This is a genomic window from Mesorhizobium sp. M7A.F.Ca.CA.003.01.2.1, assembly GCF_003998945.1.
Classification (GTDB): Bacteria; Pseudomonadota; Alphaproteobacteria; order Rhizobiales; family Rhizobiaceae; genus Mesorhizobium; species Mesorhizobium ciceri.
On the sequence record NZ_RZRA01000617.1, the window covers coordinates 1 to 3465 of the forward strand.

The window sequence follows — 3465 nt, forward strand, 5'->3', positions numbered from 1 at the left end:
GGGCTGGTGGAATTGCAGCACCTCTACCGCGAACTCTCCGGTGATCCGGAGAGCCGGCAGTTGCTAGAGACGTATCTTGACGGCAGATTTCCCGTCTGGCGCAAAAACACTGAGACGAACGGTGGCGAAGGGCTGGGTGTTGCGCCAGGTCCGGGCGCCATGACTAAGGAGGAGGCCTACAAGGTCCTTGGTCTTGAAGCGGGGGCCGCCGCGGCGGATGTCCGCAAGGCGCACCGCCGCCTGATGCAGCGCCTGCACCCCGATGTCGGCGGCACGTCTTTCCTGGCGGCGCGGATTAACGAAGCCAAGGACGTCTTGCTCTCCAATCACAACTAGTCTCCTTCGACGCAGAATTTTTCCGGGAGATGATTTCCACGCCGTCCTACTGCTGGACGGCGTAGCACTCGATGTTCTTCTTCTTCAAAGCGGTGCAGGCCTTCCAGGCGGCGGTCTTCGAACCGAAGCCGCCGAAGCGGGCGCGATAGTAGGTGACGCCGTCCTTGTCGAAGGCGACGGTGAAGCCGGAGGCGTCGGCCAGCACCTTGGGCGCCTGCTTGGTGGTCTTGTCGAGGAAGGCCTGTGCCTCGGACTGCTTTGGCGACGAGGCGACCTGAATGGCCCAGCCCGACGGCACCGACGCCGTGTTGACCGGATCGACGGCCGCTGGTGTTGGCTCGGCATAGGCAGCGACGACCTGGGCCGTCGCGACCTGGGGGGCTGAAACGATGACGGTCTTGACCTTTCTGGTCTTGACGACGGGGGCTGCTTCTTCGGCCTGCGGGGTATCGTCTTCCGCGACCGTGGCGTCCTCGGCGACGGTGGCGTCGTCCTGCGCCACAACAGGCTTGTCATCGGGCGTCGGAGCGTCATGCTTGGGCAGGAGAACCTGGGCGAGGGCGGTGACCGGGTTGTTGCCGCCGGCCTTGGCCACCAGATCGCCACCGCCGCGAGTCGATGCCCTCGGCAGATAGGTGTTGATCAAGCTGGCCATCTGATTGTCGCGGCTGCGGCCGGAACTGCCGCCCATGACCACGCCGACGATGCGGCGATTGCCGTCGGAAACCGACGAGACGAGGTTGAAGCCGGAGGCGCGGGTGTAGCCCGTCTTGATGCCGTCGACACCCTTGATGCGTCCGAGCAGGCGATTGTGACCGTTGATGCGCTGACGCCCGTAGAGGAAGGAGCGCTGCGAGAAATAGCCGTAATATTGCGGAAAATGTTCGCGCAGCGCGATGCCGAGCGTCGCCATATCGCGCGCGGTGGTGAACTGGCCAGGGTCTGGCAGGCCATTGGCGTTGCGGAACACGGTGCCGTTCATGCCCAGCGCACGCGCCTTGGCGGTCATCATGCGGGCAAAAGTGGTTTCATTGCCGCCGAGCATTTCGCCGAGCGCGGTGGCCGAGTCATTCGCCGACTTGGTGACGATCGACAGGATCGCGGTCTCGACCGTGACCGAACCGCCCGGCTTCACGCCAAGTTTCGTCGGCGCCTCGGCGGAGGCCTTGGCGGAAAACACCACTGGCGTATTCCTGCTGATCTTGCCCTTCGCCATCGCTTCGAAGGTCAGGTACAGCGTCATCATCTTGGTCAGCGAAGCTGGATAGCGCCTGCCGTTGGCATCTGCGGAGTAAAGCACCTTGCCAGTCTTGGCATCCACGACGATGGCCGCCTGCTTGGCCGCCAGCGACGAGGCAACGTCTCCAAAAACGAATGTCATCGCCAAGGCGATGATCATCATCGTTTTGAGAGGGGAGGTGGATTTGGAAACGATGCCCAACAACGCCTTACGCACTGGTACTTCCCTTGGATTTCTTCGTTGCGTTGGAGGCGGCAAAGGGTCCTGCCTCGCTTCCGGCCAAGCTACCGGCGCAGCGTTACCAATCCGTTTATGGTAACCGCCGCGTTCACCATTTTCTTCGTGCTTGAAGCTCTCTTTATTCGATTTTTAGCCATTGGCTGCGCAGGCGGGTCCGCGAGCCCGCGAAATCTTGACTTTTGTGCGGCGCACAATATATTATCTTGCATTGCACAAGGGCGCCCCGAAGAAGGACGCCTCAACCGTCAAGGGAATCGTGAAATGACCCAGACCTATGAGGACTTCAGCAAATACGGCAAAGAGTTCGCCGACACCGGATTGAAGAGCTTCGCGTCGCTCTCCAAGGGCGCACAGGCGATTGCCACCGAGGCTGGTGAATACACCAAGAAGAGTTTTGAAACCGGCAGCGCCACTGTGGAGAAGCTGTTTTCAGCCAAGTCGCTGGAAAAGGCCATCGAGATCCAGTCGGACTACGCCAAGCAGTCCTATGAGGCGTTCGTCGCCGAGGCTACCAAGATCGGCGATCTCTATGCCGAACTCGCCAAGGAAGCCTACAAGCCATTCGAATCGATCGTTGCCAAGGCGAAGTAATTTCGCCCGGGCGAACTGATTTCGCCTGACGTGACCCAGATTCAGCCTTTTGACCCGAGAAAAAGCCCGGCCGTGGAAACGTGGCCGGGCTTTTTCGTGTCAATTTCCGTTCCAGAGCCTCGCGCCCCTTCACGATTGCGAAAATCGTCCAAGTTTGGTGACCTAGCCATATTGTCAGCTAACCAGAAGGGCTTAAAATCGTACATCGAACACCTACATGTCGAACTCGCATGGGGAATCGAAAGAGGCAGGAATACGTGACGATCGGTTTGACTGCCACGAGACGCGTGGTGCGAATGCAAGACGGCGACGGTAACGGCAATGGGGCCGGCCGTGGGACGGCCGTCATCACGCGCACCAAAACCAAGACCAAGAAGCCCAGCCTTTATCGGGTCCTCATCCTCAACGACGACTACACTCCGATGGAGTTCGTGGTTCACGTGCTGGAGCGTTTTTTCCAGAAGGATCGCGAAGCCGCCACACGCATCATGCTTCATGTTCACAATCATGGAGTGGGCGAGTGCGGGGTCTATACATTCGAGGTGGCCGAGACCAAAGTGTCCCAGGTCATGGATTTCGCCCGACAGAATCAGCATCCGCTGCAATGCGTGATGGAGAAGAAGTGAGGTAACATGCCGGCTTTCTCCCAAGGCCTGGAAAAGGCGCTTCACCAGGCGCTGACGCTCGCCAATGAGCGGCACCATGAATATGCAACCCTAGAACATCTGCTGCTCGCGCTCATCGACGACACCGAGGCGGCCGCCGTCATGCGCGCCTGCAATGTCGATCTCGATGAGCTCAAGCATACGGTTCTCACCTATATCGACACCGAGCTGGACAACCTCGTCACCGGCTACGACGAGGACTCCAAGCCGACGGCCGGTTTCCAGCGCGTCATCCAGCGCGCGGTGATCCATGTGCAGTCTTCTGGCCGCGAGGAAGTGTCGGGCGCCAACGTGCTCGTCGCCATCTTCGCCGAGCGCGAGAGCCATGCCGCCTATTTCCTGCAGGAACAGCAGATGACCCGCTACGATGCGGTCAACTACATCTCGCACGGC

The 3465-nt window shown here is 60.1% G+C and carries 5 protein-coding genes; 4 read left to right on the forward strand and 1 reads right to left on the reverse strand.

Annotated features, from left to right (window positions below; genetic code table 11):
- Positions 1-336, forward strand: a 336-nt coding sequence (locus EN969_RS22320; protein WP_164758415.1) for a DnaJ domain-containing protein, incomplete at its 5' end; no start/stop codon positions are given.
- Positions 337-382: 46 nt separating this feature from the next.
- Here the strand turns inward: EN969_RS22320 and EN969_RS22325 are convergent.
- Positions 383-1792 (reverse strand): D-alanyl-D-alanine carboxypeptidase, encoded by a 1410-nt coding sequence (locus EN969_RS22325; protein ID WP_013531777.1) that lies wholly within the window; start codon positions 1790-1792, stop codon positions 383-385.
- A 285-nt stretch (positions 1793-2077) separates the two neighbouring features.
- On the opposite strand from EN969_RS22325, the gene EN969_RS22330 reads away from it, so the two are divergent.
- The 3 genes from EN969_RS22330 to EN969_RS22340 all read left to right on the forward strand — a co-directional run.
- Positions 2078-2407, forward strand: a complete 330-nt coding sequence (locus EN969_RS22330; RefSeq protein ID WP_013531776.1) for a phasin family protein — start codon at positions 2078-2080, stop codon at positions 2405-2407.
- Between the two features lie 296 nt (positions 2408-2703).
- On the forward strand, positions 2704-3033 hold the full coding sequence (clpS, locus tag EN969_RS22335; protein WP_023812950.1) for an ATP-dependent Clp protease adapter ClpS: 330 nt from the start codon (positions 2704-2706) through the stop codon (positions 3031-3033).
- A 6-nt stretch (positions 3034-3039) separates the two neighbouring features.
- A partial coding sequence (locus EN969_RS22340) for a Clp protease N-terminal domain-containing protein (RefSeq protein WP_281060024.1) occupies positions 3040-3465 on the forward strand: 426 nt, incomplete at its 3' end.

What these genes read in the sequence shown, in the direction of transcription:
- clpS (WP_023812950.1), top strand. Translation starts at nt 2,704, where the DNA reads ATGCAAGACGGCGACGGTAACGGCAATGGGGCCGGCCGTGGGACGGCC.
- EN969_RS22330 (WP_013531776.1), top strand. Translation starts at nt 2,078, where the DNA reads ATGACCCAGACCTATGAGGACTTCAGCAAATACGGCAAAGAGTTCGCC.